This is a genomic window from Collinsella sp. AF20-14LB (genome assembly GCF_003459505.1).
Taxonomy (GTDB): Bacteria; Actinomycetota; Coriobacteriia; order Coriobacteriales; family Coriobacteriaceae; genus Collinsella.
On the sequence record NZ_QRWD01000003.1, the window covers coordinates 1 to 19,265 of the forward strand.

The following is a 19,265-nucleotide window of genomic DNA, read 5'->3' on the forward strand; positions in this document are numbered from 1 at the left end:
ACCAATCAGAAAGGTTTTTCGGAAGAGTATCGTCAATCTCGGAGTAGCTGAGCAGGAACAGCTTGTCGGTCGTTGCCGTAACTGCGGCATTCTTGTTGTCACTGCCGCCGCCGACGTTGTTCGTGAGCTTCTTGACGGACTTCACCTTGGATTGGAAGTCGGCAGGCATGAGGTTCCATATCTCGCCGGAGTTCATCTTCTTGCGCAACTCGGATCCCTCCCACCCACGGTAGCTGGTATTCTTGGCGTTCATGCGGGATTTAATCCCCGCTGAGGTGGTAAGGAACGTGAGTCCCGCCTTGCCCGAACCGTCGGCCAAGTCATCGTGGTTGATGCCGATGATTCGGTACTCGAGCGTCTGCCCGTTCGTGAGCTTGACCGAGAACTTCGTCCCCGCATCCATGGCTGCCCTAGCTTTCGCGTACGCCGGCGACGCCTCGCCCTTGGCGGCGATGTCCTCGGCCACGGCCTCCTGCTCGCCGAGGCTCCAGTCCTTCGCGTCCTTGGCCACGGCCGCCTGGACGGTCGCGGAATCCGCCCCAGTGGAACCGCCGCCAGTTGCCCCACCGCCCTCGACGCCACCGGTCGTCCCATTGTTCACCGTGTTGCCGACCAGGTTGAACTGGTTCCTGATGGCACCGACGACGCCGGGCCCCGCGAATACAATCACCAGACCGATGACGGCGATGATCAGTACGTACTCGATAATCGATTGCCCTTTCGGGCGGCGGGTAAATCTGGGAGATACCCCCCCCCGAAAGGAATTTCCGCTGCGTTCATGTGCGGCTCCCTTCGCCAGGGTTTGTAGATGCGGCTCGAGGGTAGGGCTATTGCAGGTTTCAGCACCGGTCTTGCCGCAGCGGCAAGGTGTCTTCACACGTACTGGACCGCACCCCTACAGGACTACACTGCTTCACCCCTACAGAGCTACACGCAAAGCATCTAGCAGGCATCTAGTCCAACAAAAGGGTGCCCTTAATGGCACCCCGCAGGATAGCTAGTTGTTATTATCCTTTTGACATCGAGAGCCTTTAGGTTTACCTGTATCTCATTCTTTTTTCTTCTTATTATTCTTCTTATTCCTTTTCTCTTTGATAGATCGCTACGGGAACCACAGGTCAACCCGCCAATTCCAACAAAATAAACTCCATCCAGCTTAATCTTCCTGTTGCACCGTACCCCCTTTGGGGGTATACTTATAACCAACAACAAGGCGCGGGTCTAACCCGCAAACCGAACAGGGGAGAACCAAATGACTGAAAACAAGCAGACCACCGACGTGAAGACGTAGACCGTAAGCAGCCGCGAGGTTATTTACAAGGGCGCCGGCAACGACATCGACCTCAATCCCTACCGCGATGCCGTTTTGTGGTACGAGGGTAACGACATGGACGAGGCCCTCCGCATCGCCCGCAAGTACGCCGCAGACGTACGCGACACGGGAAAGGTCGAGGTCTGCAAGAACGGCATTTCCCGCATTGTCTTCGAGGTCTGCGAGACGCAGCTCGACGAGGACGGGGATATAGTTGACGAGGACACCATCGAGATTGTGGACCCGCTCGACCGCATGCCCGAGCTGCGCGAACTGGCCGACAAGGCAGACCGCTGCAAGTGCCAGCTCCCGAGCTACATCACCGGCGAGTGCAAGTGGGTCGATGACGTCGAGATCGATGGCAAGTGCTACGGACTCTACCGCTTCGAGCTTTCCGCTTTCGGCAATTTCAGCGCGTACACCGACAACGGCGGCAGCATCTGGCTTCCCGCCGCTTTCTATGATTTCGACCTCAGGACCGCTGACCAGCTCAAGGAAGTGCTTGAAGAGGTGCGCAGCGAGTGGTGGCAGGACTGGCAGACCGCCGACGAGTTCGACCAGATTATCTATAAACTCTTCGCCGCCGAGTGCTAACGCTCGGCAGGAACATTTTGCAACGGGCGCGACCGCGAAAAACGGACCGCGCCCGTCATTAAGAAAGGACTAGACCATGGCAAAGCGCTATCCGCTTTCCCGCGCATCGAAGGAATACGACCGCTTGACCGGTCTCTATCCGCAGCTGCCCAAGCTCGTCACCCCGTACCCCCAGATGAACTCAGGCGATAGGAACTGTCTCGAGATGGCGCTGGATATGCTCGACGCATGCTCCGCGAAGACCGGAATGCCGATTGACCTGACCGATACGGCATCGACCGTTGACGGTCGATGGGTCATGTCCGATGACCTCCCTTGGATTGCGAGGTGGCACGCATGCAGGCAGGTCTACAAGATTGACCGCACGGTGTCCGACACGCTGGTCGAGCAGGAACTAGACGGAGACCTGCCGGTAGAACTGCTTCATCGCATGCCGTATCCGATTATCTATGTCGATGCACATGTGCCGGTGAGCTGCCAGACCACCAAGCGCTGGGCAGATGGCTTTTTCGCCTACTTGGACCGCGACCTCATGGGCGAACTCGACATGACGTTCGTCTACCTCATGGACGATGGGACGCGGTCGCGCATGTCCTTGGTAATCGAGGACGGTGCTACGCTCGAGACGTGCTTGGCGCATATTGCCGACGTCGACGATGTGCTCGATGAGCTGACGGGTGGCGCGATGGCAAATAACAAAATCACCGACCCCGAGGAGCTGGCATGCCTGCGCTATTGCGCCACGGCCTCACTGAACCTTCTACTTTTCGTACTTTCTGCCGAGAACGGCGCGGAGATTGTCTACACGCCGCCGAAAACCCCAAGGGGGCAGAAAGTTGGCAAGCGCACGAACACCGAGACCGTCCGTATGCTCGGAGCCAAGATTGGCAGCGCCATCGGCGCGGCACGCCGAGTCAGATACGCTCCGCATCAGGGGACAGGAGAGCGCACCTTGGCGCCTCACGTTCGCCGAGCCCATTGGCAGAGCTTCTGGACCGGAAAGCGCAAGGGCCGCGAGGACGGCAAGTTCGGTGACGAGCTGGTGGTCAAGTGGATCCCGCCCATTCCCGTCAACCAGGGCGCGGGGGAGGTTACCGAGACCGTCCATCTGAACTCGACCGAGGCAGGCGAATAGGATGGCGAGGGGAAAAGCCGATTTCAGGGCCCGCCGCGAAATGCTGGGGCTCACCCAGCAGGACGTGGCGGATGCCCTCAACGCCAATGTGAAAACAATCAAGAACTGGGAGAACCCTCGCCAGACGAGATACCGCATCTCCGATGCCGCATGGGAATACCTCGACCGTGCCGCCGATATCCAGGCTCAGCAGGTGGCATACGCCCGCTCCGTAATCGAGAAGCACGCCGAGGTATTTGCCGAAAGCCCGATTGTTGTGCCGATAACCTACTTCAGGGACCAAGCCGCCTATGACGAGTGCGGGCGGGACGCAGGCCCCTACGGTCAGGCAAATGCGACCTCCCGCGCCATCGCCCGCGAGCTGGAGCGCATGGGCATCCAAGTCGAGTTCCGCTATCCCGATGACGAAACCGCACCACTTGACTCCGTCCGCTGATTCCAGACTGAAATCGAAGGGCATCCCCAACTGTTAGGTAGGGGATGCCCTTCGCTAAGTAATGCCCCGCTCAAAAGGCGTTGCAACTTCTATCAGACCACCGTGGCCTCGGTCGGGATCGCCCCCAGCACGGCGGCGTACTCGGTGGGGTAGAGCCGGCTGATTGTTTTCACGTCGCGGATGACGATATTGCGGTCGTCCGGCTCAGTGATGCCGTACCCGAACGCCTGGAGCGTCTCGACGGCCTCCTGGATGCGCTGTTGGAACATGGGACCCGGATCGACCCGAAGCCCGAGGTAGCCGCGCCAAAGGCATGGCGAGACGCGCAGCATGTTATGGATTTTGGAGATCGGCTCGATGTCGGCGTAGACGTTGAGCGTCACCATGGCGTCCTTGTGCCCTAGGATTGATTGGAGCGCCTTGATATCGCCGCCCTGGCGGATCCACTGCGTTGCGAACGTATGGCGAAGGCCATGGAACGTAATCAGCTCGTCGTTGGTGCCCATGAGTCCGTTGGTCTCCGAGAACGTCTTGAACGCGCGGCGCACGTAGCTGGTCGTCGCGAAGGACGCGCCCGGCTCAGACAGGATATAGCAGTCCCCGATTTCGGTCGAGCCCGCCAGACCGCGCGAGCGCAGCTTATCGAGGTCTATGCCGTGAATCTCCTTCAAGAAGGGGAGAAGACCCACCGGGTCGATGGGGATGGCCCTGCAATCATGGGTCTTGGTGTCCTTGATGAACGAGCCCATCCCCTTCGCATACGCCACCGAGTGCCTGACCGAGATCAGCCCCGCCTCGAAATCCACGTCGCACCACCGAAGCCCGCAGACCTCGCCGATGCGCATGCCGGTGTGCAGGGCGAGCACGACCGCCCGCTTGAAGCGCGAGTCGGGCATCATGGAGCAGATGGAGTTGAGTTTCGGCACGAGGTCCGACCTGAGCGCGTTGCGCGGCCGTCCGATGATGCGCGGGGCCAAGGCACCGTCGAACGGGTTCTTGCCAATGGTGTCGTTGCTTCTCTTGACAAGCACCGTATAGAGGCGCTTTCCCAATTTAAACGCCTTGTTGAGCGTATCGGGGGCGCAACCGAGCGCGATCCTCCGCGCAGACCATGCGTTGATGTCGTCGGTCGTGACCTCGTTCACGGGAATCGCCCCCAGCTCGTCGCGCTCGATGTGCAGGGCGCTGAAATGGTAGTCATCGCGCGTGGTCGGGGTGATTCGGTTCATCTGCAAGCAGAAGTCGATGAATTTCTCGAGCGCGACCCCCAAGGGGAGAAGCGCGTACTCGTCCGCCTCGAGCTGCGCCTGCCGCTCCTCGGCTGCGACCCTCAAGCCCTCGGCCTCGGCGAGCTCCGCCGCGATCTCGTCCCTGAACTCCGCCAAGGCATCCAGAGCGGTCTTCTTGCCGCGGGTGCTATCGCTGAGGCATGCGATGCCCGTGTTCCTCGTCCTCTGCGTGCGTTCCCCCGTCTCCTCGTCGATGAGGCTAACGACGGCCTGCCACCTCCCCTTGTTCTTCCTGACCGACCCGCTTCCACATATGCGTAAAGTCTTATTGCTCTCTTTTTCGCTACCCATTTTGCTCCCAAAACACTTCGTGATTCCAGATATGCATATCTACCTGCGGAAACTCAAAAGTCTGTGATTCCGGAGCCTCCGGAGTCACCAGAGAATCACCGACTGCGCCATGAGTTTGTAAGTCGAATTATAACGAGATATAGAATCCTGTGTTTACCTGCGTTAATTTACATATGCGGAAACAGCTTACATGCGCTATTTGCGCTTCCTATAATAAAAAAACCACAGGTAGAGCCAAAAATAGGGGTCTGGGGGTCAAGGGGTCGCTGGTTCGAATCCAGTCGTCCCGACCAGAAGTTTGCAGGTCAGGTACCTAGTGCCTGACCTTTTTTGTTTTAAGCAATTGCTTAATTTTGATTAAGCAACAGGGTGCCAAAAATCTACCTGCGCGATATTCGCCTTTTGCGGCTACTTGCGCGTTTTGCACGCGCTTGAGCCGATTTATTAACGCGATATGAATCTACATACGCGTAGCTGGTATGCAGCCGAGTACAGGCTGTATTTATCGCGGCGATTAACACAGATATAGCGACTATAACGGACAAGCATGTCGCTGTATTTATTCCAGTAGTTCACTTGATCGGTGGACAAGTGGGCTGTTGCAACGAAACGCCAAGCGGGATGGGCTCTATACGAGGACGCCGCAGGGTAATGGCGGGGGAGTGCGGCGGGCGCTCTGAGAGCCGCTGTGTGACCCCATGTCTCCTTAACTCGATAATTTGTGTTTCAAGCCACGAATCGGTCGAGCAATTGCCAAAAGAAAGGCCCATGCAGGATTGCACGGGCCTTACATCAGATCAAATTTGAGCTAGAAGCACCAAATGGGGCAGACGCAACACCATCTCGTCGCGGCCTCGGCGAGCGACATATCGCAGTCGAGGTAGACATCGAGGAAATCGTCAGATCCCGCACAGGGGGACCGCGATGGTGACCACCGCGCCGCCCGAGGGGCTGTTGGCGAGCGAGACGGAGCCCCCGTGGGCGCTCGCGGCCTCGGAGGCGACGTGGAGGCCGAGCCCGTAGTGGCGGCCTCCGTCGCGCGAGGAGCGGGACGAGTCGTCTGTGAAGAGGCGCTCGCAGCCGCGTTCGAGGGCGGCGGGAGAAAAGCCCGGTCCGTCGTCGGCCACCTCGATGACGAGGTGTCCGCCCGCGACGTCGCAGGAGACCGCCACGCGCGAGCGCGCGTGCTCGGCGGCGTTGGCCACGAGGTTCGCGGCGGCTCGCGCCAGGGCGGTTCGGTCGAGTAGGGCCTCGGGCGCGCCCGCGACAGCGGGGCCCGTGGCCGCGTTGAGCGTCACGCCTCGCGCCCGGGCGATCTGGGCGGCCTCGGCGAGGACCTGTTCGCAGAGCTCGGCCGGCCGCATGGGGGCCCTCTCCGCCCCGCCGGACCCGCGCGAGGCCTCGATGAGCAGGCGCACGTAGTCGTCGAGCCTTTCGACACTGCCGGCTATGTCGCGCGCGGCGGCCGCGAGGTCGGCGTCTTTCTCGTCTTCCAGCTCCTCCGCCACGAAGTCGGCGTTGGCGCGCAGCACAGTAAGCGGCGTCTTGAGGTCGTGGGCGATCGACGTCATCTGCTCGCGCTGCCCCCGCTCCGCGGCCCAGCGGGCCTCGAGCGACTCGGCGAGGGAGGCCCGCATGGTGTCCATCGCGGCGAGGACGTCGTTCACCTCGCGCACGTTGGTGCTGCCGACCGCGAAGTCGAGCTCCCCCGCGCCGACGCGCCCCGCCGCCTCCGCGAGCGGCGCCATCTTGCGCGAGATCACGCGGCTCGCACGGCGCGCCACGAGCGCGAGCGCGAGCGCGCTTCCCGCCGCGACGCCGACGAGCATGAGGTTCTGCGGGTTGGGAAGCAGGCCGGCGAGATCGCGCGAGACCCACTGCGGCAGGTACTCGCTGACGAGTGCGCAGGCCCCGCCGCCCTTGAGCGGGAACGCAGCGTAGGTGAGGCCCGAGCCCCCGCCCTCGATCTCCACTGTGCCTGGATCCGCGGCGAGTGCCGTACTGGCCATTTCCGTCGCATCCTCGAGCCGCGTGCCCTCGAGGTCTGTCATCAGCACGTATCCGTCCTTGTTCAGGATGAGGTAGCGGTAGGCCGTCGGCACGTCCTGCTGCCCGCAGACGCCGTCGCGTGCCAGGCCCTCCGCGACCTCGCGCGCATTGGCCGGCCCCCAGCTTGCCTCGTAGACGAAGCCCGCGTTGATCGCCACGGAGAGCACCATGAGCGAGGCGAGCCACGCCGTGGCGACCGCCGCGAACGCGTAGGCGAAGTAGCGCGCGATGACGAAGGAGAGCGGCATGCCCCCGCGACCTCGCGCCCCGATCCTCAGAGCTGCCACTTGTACCCCATCCCCCAGACGGTCGCGATCGGATCGGCGCCGGCCTCGGAGAGCTTCCTCCGGGCGCGGCTGACCTGCATGGATATGGCCGCGTCGTCGGCGTCGCTCTCCCAGCCGAGCACCGCCTCGCGTATCTGCGCGCGGCTCATGACCTGCCCGGGGTGGCGCGCGAGGTACTCGCAGATGGCGTACTCGGTGGGCGTGAGCGGCACGGTCTCGCCGCCCACGGCGAGGTCGCGCGCCCCGAGGTCGATCCGCACCTCCCCGAAGGAGAGAGCGTGCGAGCGCGGCCGGCGCTCACGGCGTAGATGGGCCGCGACCTTGGCGCGCAGTTCCGCGGCACCGAAGGGCTTGCGGACGTAGTCGTCGGCGCCCAGGCCGTAGCCGGCCACGGCATCCTCCTCGGCCACGCGCGCGGTCAGGAAGACGATGGGCCCGTCGAAGTCCGGGCGGATCTGCCGCACGAGCTCGAAGCCGTCGAGCCCCGGCATCATGACGTCGCAGAGCACGAGGTCGAAGCGCGAGAGGTCCATCCCCGGGACCGCCGTCGGGTCCGTCGCCCTGACGACCTCATGGCCGTCGCGGCCGAGGACGCGCGCGAGCGCGTCGAGGATAGCCCGTTCATCATCCACTGCCAGTATCCTCGCCATGTTCGACCTCCTGAAACTCTCGTCGGAATTGTACTAGCGCCGCACTCAGCGGTCCAGAGCCCCGCGCGCAGCTGCGGGCGCCTCAGCCGCTTCGCACGCGCGGTAGCGCACGCCCGAGCCGCAGCGCGCCTCGATCCCGAGCCAGCCCTCGCCGTCCGACTCCCGCCCGAAGAAGATGAGCTGGAGCTCTCGGACATTGCCCCTGTCGTCCGCCGCGTCCACCAGGTAGACGTAGTTCGCCCCCGCCCCGGTGGCGTCGGCATAGAAGCTCGCGTGGCTGCCGGGCCCGAGCGCGGGCGCCCACATGGCGATCTCAAGGTTGGGCAGCACGCGGTCGGCGATCGAGCGCAGCGCCGACCCCCCCCCCAGCCGGCGTCGAGCAGGGCATTCCTGCCCAGGACGAGCGCTGCGGAGAGGAGGGCGAGCACGGCGGCGAGCGGCCTCCTACGCATCTGCCCTCCCGTCCTCGAAGCGGCAGAACCAGGCGAGAAGGACGGCGGCGGCTGCCAGGGTGAGCGCGAGGCCAGCGAGCGCAGTCGTGAGGAGAGGGCCCGCCGCGCGTGCGGCGTCGATGAAGGCCTCCACCCCGAGCGACCCCAGGCGCGCGGGCCAGGCGAGCGGCACCCAGCCCAGGGGCGTCGCCAGGGCACCGGTGAGCTCGCCGGTCATGAGGCCGTGCGCAAGTCCGCCCACCGAGAAGAACGCGAGGAGCGTCCCCGCCGCGCCGCCGCCGATGGCGGCGTTGCGGCCGAGGCGCAGGGCCACGCCGAGCCCCAGCGCGTAGAGGGGCAAGCTGCCCAGCACGATGCTCGCCCAGGCGGCCGCAAGCGGAGCGGGCCCGAGCGGCAGGCGTCCGGCGACGGCGAGCGCGCCCCCGAACACGCTGAGCGCCACGGCCAGCGCGCCCGCGCCGAGCGCCGCAAGGGCGAGCAGCTTCGCCGCGACGGCGTGCCCGCGCGAGGGGACCGCCGTGAGGTTGGTGAGGCGCCCGGCAGCGCGCTCCTCGTCCACGGCGAGCCCGCAGACGATGGCGGACATGAGCGGCATGAGGGCGCCGAGGAACTGGGTGTAGGCGTCCGCGCCCAGCGCCGGGTCCCATCGGGTTACGGAGAAGTACTCGCCGCAGGCAAGACCGGCCGCTAGGCCGCAGGCGAGGTGCACCGCCGCGAGCGGGGAGCGCGCCAGGCGCAGGGCCTCGGAGAGCAGGGCCCGCGGGAGAGTCATGCGCGGCGTCGGGTCGGAGAGTCGTGTCATGGCCATCACCTCTCCTCGGAGCGCGCGAACCAGGCCGCGCCCGCCGCCGTGAGCGCAGCGAACGCGAGCGCGCAGACCGCAAGGCCCGCCAGCGTGAGCATGCCGTCCGCCATGAGCGCCCCGCCGAGCGCCATGTCCGCCGCGAGCGGCTCGCCGCTCGGCAGCACGGGGATGAAGCTCGTGGGGATGACCATGTTCGCCGACGGCGGAAAGAGCTGCGGCAGCGGCACCAACGACCAGGCGAACCCACCTACGAGTTGCGCGGCGAGCGGGCAGAGGATGCCCGCGAGCATGCCGAGCCGCGCCGTGAGGAAGAGCCCTGCGGGGATCATCCACGCCGCGGTCACCGTGTTGGCGAGCGCGCAGAGGAGCATCGTGAGCGTGCCCGCGGCCGTGAGACCCTGCGAGGAGAACGCCGATCCCGCGAGGTAGATGCCGAAGACCACGAGGTTCGAGAGCGTGCAAAGAGCGAGGCACCAGAGCGCCTTGGCCCACCAGGCTCGCCCGAGCGGGAAGCCCAGGCCCAGAAGCCCCCGCATCCGCGTGCGAGCGTCCGCCCGCGCGACGCACGCCACCACAAGCGATAGAGACACGGGCAGGAAGAGCGCGTACCAGTAGTTCCACGCGCTAAAGATCTGCACGCCCCGGTAGGGCATCGCGCCGAGCAGCGGCATCGGCAGCGCCATGAGCACGGCCAGGCGAACCGGTGCCGCGTGGCGCGACTTCAGGGCCTCGGCGCGCAGGCCCGCGAGCAGGCCGCCTTTCTCGCCCGTCATGCCGCCACCTCCCCGCGCGCTCGTCGCCCTTCCCGGCAGAAGCTCATGAAGAGTTCCTCGAGGTCCTGCCCGGGACGAAGCGCATCCTCGTAGGCAAGGCGCCCCCCGCAGATGATGCCGATGGTGTCCGCCATCTGCTGCACCTCGGAGAGGATGTGGCTCGAGACGATCACCGTCGTACCCGCCGCCGCGAAGCCGCGGATCTGGTCGCGCAGTTCCTCGATGCCGATGGGGTCGAGGCCGTTGGTGGGCTCGTCGAGCACGAGCAGGCGTGGCCGGGCGATCAGCGCCAACGCGAGCCCCAGGCGCTGCCGCATCCCCATCGAGAAGCGCCCGGCGCGCTTCTTCCCGGTGTCCGCGAGGTCCACGGCGGCGAGCACCTCATCTATGCGGCTCTCGGGAAGGGCCAGCAGCGTGGTGCGCACGCGCAGGTTCTCGCGCGCGGTGAGGTTGGGGTAGAGCGGCGCCTCCTCGATGAGGCTGCCGATTGCGTAGAGGTCCTCGCGGCGCCAGGCGTGCCCGGCAAAGAGGATCTCCCCGGCCGTCGGCCGCAGCATCCCGCAGATCATCTTGAGCGTTGTCGACTTGCCGGCGCCGTTGGGACCGAGCAGCCCGTACACCTCGCCCTCGCGGATATGAAGGCTCACGTCGGCCACGGCGTCCTGCGCCTGGTCGCCGCGGCCGAAGCGCTTGGTGAGCCCACGTGTCTCGAGCATATAACCCATGGGTGTATCCTTTCTCTTCCGGGCGCGCGGGCCGAGCCACCGTGCCCGCGCGCCTTACCTTTCGGGTTCACCATCCATGGTGGGGCGCGTTTCTAACGAAGCCGTAACGGCCGTTGGGTTCTTTTGGCGCCAACCCTTCTCGACCCGCACATCATGATTAATTTGCTTAAGGCAACAACTTTCCCGATCGATGTAATCACCGAATCAAAACGTGTACATCAGCCATCAAAGATGCCGAAAAATGTCGTTTTTGGAGGCTGATGTACACAAATGCAGAATCTCGCACAACCCAGTAGCATCCTCCATATGTCTGGACTCTCTATGCTTACGCTGGATAGACATCGCCAGAACGGGTATAGTATCGAAAGTTTTGTCGTTTACCAGCGGGGGAGTCCTGTGGGCATCAAGAAGAAGATCAAAAAGGAGCTTATCGGCACTTCCGATTACCCGTCGAATAAGATCTTCACGATCTCCAATTTCATCACCTTTACGCGCCTGATCCTCACGCTCGTCTTCCTGTACCTGTTTGTGACGGACAACAACCGTGTCGTCGCCATTGTCATCTATGCCATCGCGGCCTCCACCGACTGGATGGACGGTCAGATTGCCCGCATGACCAAAACGGTCTCATGGCTCGGCAAGGTTACGGATCCCATCTGTGACCGTGCGCTGCTGTTTACCGGCGTGCTGGGTCTCGTGGTCCGCGGCGAGCTACCCATCTGGGTCTGCGTGCTCATTATCGGCCGCGATATCTACCTGGGCATCGGCACGCTCATCGTGCGCCACTATCACCGTCGTCCCATTGACGTCGTCTTTCCCGGCAAGATTGCCACGGCGCTGCTCATGACCGGCTTCTCGCTTATGCTGCTTGGGTTCCCCGTCGTGGACGGCTGGCATCTGCTGCCTGCCACGTACACGGCATTCCCGGGCCTCAACGGCAGCTCGGTGCCCCTCGGCATCTTCTTTGTGTACGGCGGCGTCATCTTCTCCATGCTCACCGCTGTCATCTATTCCATTAAGGGCGGGGCTGCCATTAAACAGGCCATCGCGCATCCCGAGGACGAGGACATCGACTTTCTTAACCCCGAAATCGAAGACTGATTCATTGGGGTATGATTACGTACGGTTCATTCTTTGCGGCGTGGCCGCGTTAGATAGGGGTTGTCATGGACAACAAGGTTAACAATATGCCTCAGAACGATAAGACTGCGGACGCTACCTGCGTTTTCCGTGTTCCTTCGAGCGATGTCACCGTTCCCGACCTCATGGCCAACGTGCACATCACCGCTCCGGTTCTGTCCATCGTCAAGGGTCCGCAGACCGGAGCTGCCTTTGAGCTCGAGGACGACGTGACCACCATCGGCCGCGATCCCGCGAACGGCATCTTCCTCAACGACATGACTGTCTCGCGCAGCCACGCACGCATTATTCGTGAGGGCCTGGGCGCTCGTATTGAGGATCTGGGCTCGCTCAACGGCACCTGGGTCGACGGCGCCATCGTCAACGGTGCTCCGCTGCACGACGGCTCTTCCGTTCAGATCGGTACGTTTACGCTCATCTACCACGAGAGCACGCCGGAGCGCATCGAAACCGGTGAGTAGGGCATGGCCGAACGCAATTATCTGAGTATCGGCCAAGTCGTCAATCTACTTCGAGGCGCATACCCCGATCTTTCGAACTCAAAAATTAGATTTCTAGAAGATGAGGGGCTCATCACCCCTCATCGTACGCCTAAGGGGTATCGCCAGTACTCCAAGGAAGATGTTGACCGTCTCGAGGTCATCCTGCACCTGCAGAAGACCCGCTACATGCCGCTCAACGTCATTAAGCAGCGCCTGGAAAACGCAACGGACCTGTCCACTTTGGCTTACGAGGTGGGTCTTCTGTCCGATGTTCCGCTTAAGACGGAGCCCAAGGAGACCAAGCAAAAGCTGCACCCCATCGAGACGATCCCCGACATGCTCGGTGTTGAGATTTCGTTTATCCGCTCTCTTGCCGAGAACGATCTTATCCGCATCATCAAGAGCCCGCAGAACCGTGAGCTTGTCGATGGCCGAGATTTCCCGATTATCCGTTACTGCTCAGAGCTGTCGCGCTTCCACATTGAGCCGCGCAACCTGCGTCAGTACGTATCGTCGGCAAACCGCGAGTCTTCGATGTTTGAGCAGGTTCTCGTGAGTATGCTCGGCATGGATACCTCCGATGACGAGCGCGACGCCAAGCTCGAGCGCGCTTTTAAGAAGCTGCACGACCTCACCGAGGGTGTGCACACCGCGCTACTTAAGAACCGTGTCTTTGAGTCGCTCAACGCCGTGGTCGAGGATGCCGATATCGATGCTCTCGATGAGGAGATCGCGCGTTCCGAATCCACCAAGGCCAAAAGCGATGGGGCAAGCGTCCCCGCGGTTGCCGCGCACGAGGAGTCGCTCGTGCAGCCGTCCAAGGTCGTCGTCCCCTCGCATAGCTCGTCTGCTAACACGGGTAAATAACCGCCGTCCACCCGGCAATCCATGAAAGGTCACGCCATGTACGACTTCGAATCTCATATCGTCGATATCCCCGACTATCCCGAGCCCGGAGTCGTCTTTAAGGACATCACGCCGCTCTTTGGCAATCCCGAGGCCCTGAAGGCCATGGTGGATGCCCTGGCCGAGCATTTTGCCGACATGGGCATTACCAAGGTCGTAGGACCCGAGGCCCGCGGCTTTATGGTCGGCGTTCCCGTGGCCGTCGCCCTGGGTGCCGGCTTTGTTCCCGCACGTAAGCCGGGTAAACTGCCGCGCAAGACGGTCAGCGAGAGCTACGAGCTCGAGTATGGAACGGATTCTATCGAGATCCACGCCGATGCCATTACCTCTAAAGATACCGTGTTGATTCTGGACGACTTGGTCGCGACGGGCGGAACCGTCGAGGCAACAGGTAAACTGGTACGAGATATGGGCGCAAAGCTTGTGGGCTACGGTTGTATCCTTGAGCTTGCGTTTCTCAACCCGCGCAAGAAGCTCACGCCTTCTAACGACGACGTTGAGCTCTTTAGTCTGGTAACGGTGGACTAGCCGCTACCCTTAGATACCGGAAAGGAAGCTCCATGCGCACAGCAAACACGCACAGAAACATGGCACGCTGCGCTGCTACGGCAACCCTCGCTTGTGTTTTGGGCCTGGGCCTCTCGGCTCCTGCCTATGCCGATACCGCATCCGACCTTGCCGCTGCCCGTACCAAGCTCGAGCAGATTGGCACGCAAACCCAGCAAATTCATGAAGAACTCTCCGCACAGACGCAGGAGCTTGATCAGACTGCAGGCGAAATCACGCAAAAGCACCAAGAGATTGCCGATGGCCAGGCCAAGCTCTCTAACTACGTTGCCGGTGAGTACAAGACCGGCGGTCTGAGTCTCCTTCAGGTTCTGACGGGCGTCGACGATCTGGGCGACATGCTCAACCGTCTCTTCTACTACGGCAAGGTGTCCGACAAGCAGGCCCAGACCATTCAGGAGGTCAAGGACCTTAAGCAGCAGCTCACCGATAAGCAGACCGAGCAGGAGAAGAACGTCGCCGCGACACAGAAGAAGGTCGACGAGCTCAATGCTCAGCAGGCTGAGGCCCAGAGTGTCGTGAACTCCCTGGATTCGCAGCTGCAGGCCGAGCTCGCTGCCGAGGCCGAGGCCAACGCTGCGCTGCAGGCTGGCATTAATGCCAGCACCGCCGAAAAGGCCACGGTGAGCAACGACACCGCCGGTACGACCGAGAACACCAACAATGGTGGCGGTACGACCAACAACGGCGGTGGCAACACGCCTGCGCCCACGCCCGCTCCTGCTCCCACGCCGCAGCCTGCCCCCACGCCCGCTCCGGCACCCACGCCCTCAGCACCGAGTCAATCTGTTGATGGTGGCTCCGTTGTTTCGCGCGCCTACAGCAAGCTTGGCTATGCTTATTCTTGGGGTGGTATTGGACCGAACAGCTTTGACTGCTCCGGCTTTGTAAGCTACTGCCTCACGGGCCGTTATTGCCGCCTTGGCAATACGGGCACCTTCATGGGCTGGACCCGCGTGTCCGATCCCCAGCCTGGCGACGTCGTGGTTAACTCTTACCACACCGGCATCTACATTGGTAACGGCCAGATGATCCATGCTTCCGACTACAAGACGGGCGTTATCATCAGCTCCGTTGCCGCTGGCATGAACAACAATTACATCTTCGTGCGCTACTAATTTATTTCTACAGCGAACGAACGTGGGCCTCGCGATCTTGAGTCACGAGGCCCATTCTTTTTGCCCCAACAGTTTGCCTTAAGATCAGGACGGCTATCTAGTATTCAAAACTAGATAGCCGTCCAATCAATCCGAAAGACGGCTATAATTGTTGAGGAACAAATAGAAAGGACCCTCAATGAGCTGGGCGCTTATCTCCGATTCGAGCTGCAATCTTCGCGATTGGCAGCCAACCGCACCTCATACCACCTTTGCATTTGCACCCCTTAAGATCCGAGTGGGGGAGCGCGAGTTTGTCGATGACCTCACGCTCGACGTTCACGAGCTCAATTGCGCCGTGCAGGCGGAGTCAAGTGCTTCTTCAAGCGCCTGTCCAAGCGTAGGGGAGTGGGCCGAACTCTTTAGGCTTGCCGACAAGACGATTTGCATGCCCATCTCGGAGGGCGTATCGGGAAGCTACAATGCCGCGGCCACCGCACGTGACATGGTGCTTGCCGAGGAGCCCAATCGTCAGATTCATTTGGTTAACTCGCGAGCCGCAGGTGGCAAAATGGACCTAATCTTCCTGCTGTTCGACCGCTATCTTGCAAGCAACCCGGATACCTCCTTTGAGAATGCCTGCGCCTACTTCGATAGCTTGGAGCAGAACAGCAAGATCCTCTTTAGTTTGTGCAATTACGAAAACCTTGCGAAGGCCGGACGTATTCCTAAGGCGGCCGGCGTTATTGCCAACAAGCTCAATATCCGCATTTTGGGCACGGCGAGCGAAGCGGGCAAAATTGAACTCGTCGGGCACACGCGTGGCGAAAAGAAGATGCTCACCAAGATTGTCGACACCATGGAGGCCGAAGGTTTCACGGGCGGCGAGGTCATCATCGATCACGTTGAGAACGAAGCTGGAGCCCAGGCGCTTGCCGACCGCATTGTCGAGCACTGGCCCGGCTCCAAGACGATTGTCATGCCCTGCAACGGGCTAGATTCATATTATGCCGAGATGCACGGCCTCATCATCGGCTACGGCATGGGCGTAGCTTCGGGTCGATAACGTTCAACCAAACAAAAACACGGGCGGGACAAAGTGACAGATGGCTCTTTGTCCCGCCCGTTTTTTACATTGACTAACTATTAAACCCATTGAACTTGAGGTAGCTCATCAGGTACGCCTTCGAAACGAAGGACGACACCGCACTGCGCACGAGCAGCGACTCGCGCGTAACCTGACGCGCCGTATCGGGAACCGGCGTCTGCTCGACGGAAAATGCTGCTCGAATCGATGCCTCGAGCTGGTCGACCACATAATCGAAAGCCGTCGGCGCATCGTAGCTCAAACGCTGAATAGTAAAGAGCGCTTGGACTGCCGCGATGGGAAGCACCTGCTTAAAGATGCAAATAGCGATCAAGCGCGCGATCTGCTCACGACCATACTGCTTTTTAACGGGAGCAGGCACGAGGCCGACCTTCACATAGTTATTGATCATCGAAGGCGTAATAACGGGCTGCTCCACGCAAATGGAAAGCGGCTCCATCCAGAGTGCAACATACTCAATGACCTGATCGCGGTAGAGCGTCACATTGGGCAGTTGGTCATAACGCGATAGGCTCAACGTATTGAGATTGCGCACCATATCGGACTCGATAAATGCATCGGGCAGCACCGTTGGTTGAATATCCTCGGGCTTAATGCTGACCGATGTATCGGACATCGGGATAACGTGTTTAGCGTGGTTCATAAGAGGCCTCCGTTCGTTTTCTATATTGTATTCTAGGTTATCTAGTTTTGCATACCACATAGTCACAAAGTAAAAGTGGTTGGGCGGCACATTGATGCACCGTCCAACCACTTTGTTTAAAGATAACATCCTTACATAAGATATATTATCGTACTTATGCGCGTAGGAAAGCGTATGCGCTGGTTGCCGCTATGGCTCCATCCGAAACGGCGGTCACAACCTGACGCAAACGCTTGGAACGGATATCACCGGCTGCGAATAAGCCGGGCGTACGGGTGGCCATCGAATCGTCGGTAACAATGCCGCCGTCAGGAGCCAGATCGACGAGATGCTCAACAAGTTCGGTATGAGGTTGCGTTCCCGTAAAGACAAAAATGCCAAATGAGCCAGGTTCAAAAGACTCAGTGTGCATTTCACCAGTCGCATTATCCTTGAACGTAATTGTCGTGGGCATCGCTTCACCAGAAAGCTCAACAATACTAGTTTGGTACCTAACTGAAATATTGTCCTTAGCAAGCACCTTATTCACAACGCCCTCGGGTGCACGGAACTGATCGCGACGCAGCACGATGGTCACGCTGCTGGCAATGTCGGACAGGAACAGCGCCTCCTCGCATGCCGAATTGCCGCCTCCGATAACAAAGACCTGCTTGCCACGGAAGAACATGCCGTCACAGGTCGCGCAATACGAAACGCCACGACCGCGATACGTGTCCTCGCCAACAAAACCCGCAGGACGCGGCGTGGCACCCATACACGCAATGACGCTCTTGGCCACTGTGTCGCCCATATCATGATGGATGGTGAATTGAGCCGCATCGGCATCGTAATCGACGCCCGTCACCATACTCCATTCAACCTGAGCCCCCAGGCCTTCAGCATGCTGTTGGAACCGCTCACCAAGTTCGACACCGCTCAGTAGCGGAATGCCAGGATAATTCTCAATCTCGTTGGATGTGGCGATCTGTCCGCCCGACATGCCCTGCTCAAGGACAGTCGTCGTCAGGTTGGCGCGCGCCGCATAAATGGCGGCAGCATAGCCCGCGGGACCGCCGCCGATAATCGCAACATCGATCGTCTGATCGGTAGTCATGAAGAGTCCTCTCGTCAAAACGTTGTCGTTCTTTGCGCTCATACCCAAATTTACGTGAACGTGACACTCATGCACTACAATGATAAATCCGTGTTACAAAGTCGAAGGGGAGTTATCGATGGATCAGACGCAGACGAGCGACGACGCTCCCCTGCTCAAGCTCAGCACTCCCCAATCGGAGCAAACCGGGCTCTTGGCTCAGCAAAAACCTCTCGTGACCATCGTGCACGCCTCGGTCGGCTCGGGCCACAAGGCCGCCGCAAATGCGATTGCGCAGGCATTCGACCTCATCCGCGGCACCAATGGCATCCCCGAGGATGTTGAGATTGAAATGCTCGATATCCTTGATTTTGGACGTATTAAATTCGACGGCAATAAAACCGCGGCTTCTTTTACGGGAGCCACGCGCCCCATTTACGACCTGACCTGGCGATATACGCTTACGGGGCATTTGCTCTGGGGTGGCGGCACGGCATGGTCGCGAATTATGTTCCCCGCCTTCAACGAATATATTCGTAGCCGCAGGCCTATAGCCGTGGTCGCAACGCACATCACAGCAGCCAATGTTGCCGTGGGCGCCCGCGTAATTACGGGTATCGATTATCCGGTCATCTGCGTGCCGACCGACTACGAAGTCGAGGGCTGGTGGCCCCACAAGGACACCGATCTATTCTGTGTTGCCAACGAATTTATGGCCGAAACGCTGCGTCCGCGCAAGGTGCCCGAGACAAAGATTCGCATTACCGGCATTCCTATTCGCGCCGGATTTGACACGGATTACGATCGCGAGGAAGAGCTAGCCAAGTTCAACCTCCCCACCGACAAGACCGTCGTGCTGGTTATGGCCGGCGCCAGTTTACCTCAACCGTACGTCCGCTTTCGCGCGGCGATGGACCAGACCCTCCCCTTCCTACGCAGCTTTGAGGACATGCATTTTGTCTTTTTGCCGGGCAAGGATGAGGAATACGCCGACCGCCTCAAGACGCTCTTCGACGCCATGAAACTCGAAAACGTTACGGTTCTGGACTACGTGGACGACATGGCGGCCCTCATGCACGGCTGCGACCTGGCAATTCTCAAATCGGGCGGACTCACCGTCACCGAGTGCCTGTGCGCGCATCTGCCGATGATCCTGCTGGGCAAGTCCTATGGCCAGGAAAAGGCCAACACCACGATGCTCACCGGCATGGGCGCCAGTATGCATGTCACCACCGCACGAGAACTCATCGTAGCCCTGCGCCACCTGCACGACCATCCCGAATCACTCAAAGCGCTACTCATCAACGGCGAAGTTCTACGCCGCCCCCACGCAGCCGAAGACATAGCCATCGCAACCATGGAGCTCGTAGGCAAACCCCAAAAGCGCAAACGAGCCTTCTGCCGCTTCTACTGGGGCGGAAAACCCGCGCACATCCGCTAGCGTCTTAATTT

General features: G+C 60.8%; 20 protein-coding genes. 10 read left to right on the forward strand and 10 right to left on the reverse strand.

The window, feature by feature from the left end:
• The coding region (locus tag DWX63_RS01980; protein WP_199411064.1) for a DUF6273 domain-containing protein at positions 1–670 on the reverse strand (670 nt) is incomplete at its 3' end.
• Between the two features lie 717 nt (positions 671–1,387).
• Here DWX63_RS01980 and DWX63_RS01985 point away from each other — a divergent pair.
• From DWX63_RS01985 to DWX63_RS01995, 3 genes are all read left to right on the forward strand, one after another.
• Entirely contained in the window at positions 1,388–1,906 is a 519-nt protein-coding gene (locus DWX63_RS01985; protein WP_117842656.1) for a hypothetical protein, read from the forward strand.
• A 76-nt stretch (positions 1,907–1,982) separates the two neighbouring features.
• Positions 1,983–3,041, forward strand: a complete 1,059-nt coding sequence (locus tag DWX63_RS01990; protein WP_117842657.1) for a hypothetical protein — start codon at positions 1,983–1,985, stop codon at positions 3,039–3,041.
• A gap of 40 nt (positions 3,042–3,081) precedes the next feature.
• Positions 3,082–3,477 (forward strand): XRE family transcriptional regulator, encoded by a 396-nt coding sequence (locus tag DWX63_RS01995; protein WP_158559591.1) that lies wholly within the window; start codon positions 3,082–3,084, stop codon positions 3,475–3,477.
• 92 nt (positions 3,478–3,569) lie between these two features.
• Here the strand turns inward: DWX63_RS01995 and DWX63_RS02000 are convergent, their stop codons facing one another.
• From DWX63_RS02000 to DWX63_RS02030, 7 genes are all read right to left on the reverse strand, one after another.
• A complete protein-coding gene (locus DWX63_RS02000) occupies positions 3,570–5,057 on the reverse strand; it encodes a site-specific integrase (RefSeq protein ID WP_117842659.1) in 1,488 nt (495 codons plus the stop codon).
• A gap of 899 nt (positions 5,058–5,956) precedes the next feature.
• Positions 5,957–7,354 carry a sensor histidine kinase KdpD gene (locus DWX63_RS02005; RefSeq protein ID WP_117842660.1) on the reverse strand — a complete coding sequence of 466 codons (1,398 nt, stop codon included), beginning with the start codon at positions 7,352–7,354 and terminating at the stop codon, positions 5,957–5,959.
• 26 nt (positions 7,355–7,380) lie between these two features.
• Complete coding sequence (locus tag DWX63_RS02010; RefSeq protein ID WP_117842661.1) at positions 7,381–8,043, reverse strand: response regulator transcription factor; 663 nt, start codon at positions 8,041–8,043, stop codon at positions 7,381–7,383.
• 45 nt (positions 8,044–8,088) lie between these two features.
• Positions 8,089–8,373 (reverse strand): hypothetical protein, encoded by a 285-nt coding sequence (locus tag DWX63_RS02015; protein WP_117842662.1) that lies wholly within the window; start codon positions 8,371–8,373, stop codon positions 8,089–8,091.
• Between the two features lie 114 nt (positions 8,374–8,487).
• Positions 8,488–9,303, reverse strand: coding sequence for a lantibiotic ABC transporter permease (locus DWX63_RS02020; protein WP_117842663.1), 816 nt, complete (start codon positions 9,301–9,303; stop codon positions 8,488–8,490).
• A complete protein-coding gene (locus tag DWX63_RS02025; protein WP_117842664.1) occupies positions 9,303–10,073 on the reverse strand; it encodes a hypothetical protein in 771 nt (256 codons plus the stop codon). Before DWX63_RS02025 ends, DWX63_RS02020 begins: the two co-directional genes overlap by 1 nt.
• On the reverse strand, positions 10,070–10,798 hold the full coding sequence (locus DWX63_RS02030; protein ID WP_117842665.1) for a lantibiotic protection ABC transporter ATP-binding protein: 729 nt from the start codon (positions 10,796–10,798) through the stop codon (positions 10,070–10,072). The genes DWX63_RS02025 and DWX63_RS02030 overlap by 4 nt, the downstream gene beginning before the upstream one ends.
• 396 nt (positions 10,799–11,194) lie before the next feature.
• Between DWX63_RS02030 and DWX63_RS02035 the strand changes: the two genes are divergently transcribed.
• The 6 genes from DWX63_RS02035 to DWX63_RS02060 all read left to right on the forward strand — a co-directional run bounded on the left by DWX63_RS02035 (position 11,195) and on the right by DWX63_RS02060 (position 16,056).
• On the forward strand, positions 11,195–11,899 hold the full coding sequence (locus tag DWX63_RS02035) for a CDP-alcohol phosphatidyltransferase family protein (protein ID WP_117842666.1): 705 nt from the start codon (positions 11,195–11,197) through the stop codon (positions 11,897–11,899).
• A gap of 65 nt (positions 11,900–11,964) precedes the next feature.
• Positions 11,965–12,399, forward strand: coding sequence for an FHA domain-containing protein (locus DWX63_RS02040; RefSeq protein WP_195239292.1), 435 nt, complete (start codon positions 11,965–11,967; stop codon positions 12,397–12,399).
• Positions 12,400–12,402: 3 nt separating this feature from the next.
• Positions 12,403–13,287: a MerR family transcriptional regulator gene (locus DWX63_RS02045; RefSeq protein ID WP_117583179.1), complete on the forward strand. Its 885-nt coding sequence runs from the start codon at positions 12,403–12,405 to the stop codon at positions 13,285–13,287.
• 36 nt (positions 13,288–13,323) lie between these two features.
• Positions 13,324–13,854 (forward strand): adenine phosphoribosyltransferase, encoded by a 531-nt coding sequence (locus DWX63_RS02050; protein WP_199411065.1) that lies wholly within the window; start codon positions 13,324–13,326, stop codon positions 13,852–13,854.
• A 32-nt stretch (positions 13,855–13,886) separates the two neighbouring features.
• Positions 13,887–15,011, forward strand: a complete 1,125-nt coding sequence (locus DWX63_RS11375; protein WP_117842668.1) for an NlpC/P60 family protein — start codon at positions 13,887–13,889, stop codon at positions 15,009–15,011.
• 178 nt (positions 15,012–15,189) lie between these two features.
• Positions 15,190–16,056: a DegV family protein gene (locus DWX63_RS02060; RefSeq protein ID WP_117842669.1), complete on the forward strand. Its 867-nt coding sequence runs from the start codon at positions 15,190–15,192 to the stop codon at positions 16,054–16,056.
• Positions 16,057–16,129: 73 nt separating this feature from the next.
• Here the strand turns inward: DWX63_RS02060 and DWX63_RS02065 are convergent, their stop codons facing one another.
• Positions 16,130–16,741, reverse strand: a complete 612-nt coding sequence (locus tag DWX63_RS02065) for a DUF1836 domain-containing protein (protein WP_199411066.1) — start codon at positions 16,739–16,741, stop codon at positions 16,130–16,132.
• 154 nt (positions 16,742–16,895) lie between these two features.
• On the reverse strand, positions 16,896–17,834 hold the full coding sequence (locus tag DWX63_RS02070) for an NAD(P)/FAD-dependent oxidoreductase (protein WP_117842670.1): 939 nt from the start codon (positions 17,832–17,834) through the stop codon (positions 16,896–16,898).
• Positions 17,835–17,952: 118 nt separating this feature from the next.
• Here DWX63_RS02070 and DWX63_RS02075 point away from each other — a divergent pair, with 118 nt between their 5' ends.
• The gene (locus DWX63_RS02075) at positions 17,953–19,254 is read left to right on the forward strand and encodes a glycosyltransferase (protein WP_117842671.1); all 1,302 of its coding nucleotides are present in this window, start codon (positions 17,953–17,955) and stop codon (positions 19,252–19,254) included.
• The last annotated feature ends 11 nt before the right edge of the window (positions 19,255–19,265 follow it).

Bases quoted from the DNA above. Each gene is read 5' to 3' on its own strand.
- DWX63_RS02065 (WP_199411066.1), bottom strand. From the start codon at position 16,741: ATGAACCACGCTAAACACGTTATCCCGATGTCCGATACATCGGTCAGC.
- DWX63_RS02005 (WP_117842660.1), bottom strand. From the start codon at position 7,354: ATGCCGCTCTCCTTCGTCATCGCGCGCTACTTCGCCTACGCGTTCGCG.
- DWX63_RS02050 (WP_199411065.1), top strand. From the start codon at position 13,324: ATGTACGACTTCGAATCTCATATCGTCGATATCCCCGACTATCCCGAG.
- DWX63_RS02070 (WP_117842670.1), bottom strand. From the start codon at position 17,834: ATGACTACCGATCAGACGATCGATGTTGCGATTATCGGCGGCGGTCCC.
- DWX63_RS02030 (WP_117842665.1), bottom strand. From the start codon at position 10,798: ATGGGTTATATGCTCGAGACACGTGGGCTCACCAAGCGCTTCGGCCGC.
- DWX63_RS01990 (WP_117842657.1), top strand. From the start codon at position 1,983: ATGGCAAAGCGCTATCCGCTTTCCCGCGCATCGAAGGAATACGACCGC.
- DWX63_RS01995 (WP_158559591.1), top strand. From the start codon at position 3,082: ATGCTGGGGCTCACCCAGCAGGACGTGGCGGATGCCCTCAACGCCAAT.
- DWX63_RS02040 (WP_195239292.1), top strand. From the start codon at position 11,965: ATGGACAACAAGGTTAACAATATGCCTCAGAACGATAAGACTGCGGAC.
- DWX63_RS02060 (WP_117842669.1), top strand. From the start codon at position 15,190: ATGAGCTGGGCGCTTATCTCCGATTCGAGCTGCAATCTTCGCGATTGG.
- DWX63_RS11375 (WP_117842668.1), top strand. From the start codon at position 13,887: ATGCGCACAGCAAACACGCACAGAAACATGGCACGCTGCGCTGCTACG.
- DWX63_RS02010 (WP_117842661.1), bottom strand. From the start codon at position 8,043: ATGGCGAGGATACTGGCAGTGGATGATGAACGGGCTATCCTCGACGCG.
- DWX63_RS02045 (WP_117583179.1), top strand. From the start codon at position 12,403: ATGGCCGAACGCAATTATCTGAGTATCGGCCAAGTCGTCAATCTACTT.
- DWX63_RS02020 (WP_117842663.1), bottom strand. From the start codon at position 9,303: ATGGCCATGACACGACTCTCCGACCCGACGCCGCGCATGACTCTCCCG.
- DWX63_RS01985 (WP_117842656.1), top strand. From the start codon at position 1,388: ATGGACGAGGCCCTCCGCATCGCCCGCAAGTACGCCGCAGACGTACGC.
- DWX63_RS02025 (WP_117842664.1), bottom strand. From the start codon at position 10,073: ATGACGGGCGAGAAAGGCGGCCTGCTCGCGGGCCTGCGCGCCGAGGCC.
- DWX63_RS02075 (WP_117842671.1), top strand. From the start codon at position 17,953: ATGGATCAGACGCAGACGAGCGACGACGCTCCCCTGCTCAAGCTCAGC.
- DWX63_RS02000 (WP_117842659.1), bottom strand. From the start codon at position 5,057: ATGGGTAGCGAAAAAGAGAGCAATAAGACTTTACGCATATGTGGAAGC.